Origin of the sequence: Pseudoalteromonas sp. GW168-MNA-CIBAN-0100 (assembly GCF_040309225.1) — a bacterium.
Lineage (GTDB): Bacteria > Pseudomonadota > Gammaproteobacteria > Enterobacterales > Alteromonadaceae > Pseudoalteromonas > Pseudoalteromonas arctica.
The window spans coordinates 1-238 of record NZ_JBEOOL010001068.1; the positions used below are offsets into that span (position 1 = coordinate 1).

Here is a 238-nt window from a genome sequence, read left to right on the forward strand (position 1 = left end):
GGCTAATATTGGTGCCTTTTTATCTACTGAGCCTGTTTTTGAAATATCGAGTGATCAATGGGGCGACTTTAAAACTATTTTTATCCCGCAGATTGATAAAAATGGCATTACATATTTAACTGCTGCCGAGATAAGCCTTAAAACTATTAATAATAAGTTAGCGCAAAGCGCCTCAACATCGGCTGTTTTAGGCGGCTTTTTTTTAGTTGTTATTATATTGTTGCTAATTATGTATAAC

At 34.5% G+C, this 238-nt stretch carries 1 pseudogene; it reads left to right on the forward strand.

Annotation, left to right across the window (positions count from 1 at the left end):
* Positions 1–238, forward strand: a pseudogene (locus AAEY62_RS24635) (GGDEF domain-containing protein); the annotation flags it as partial.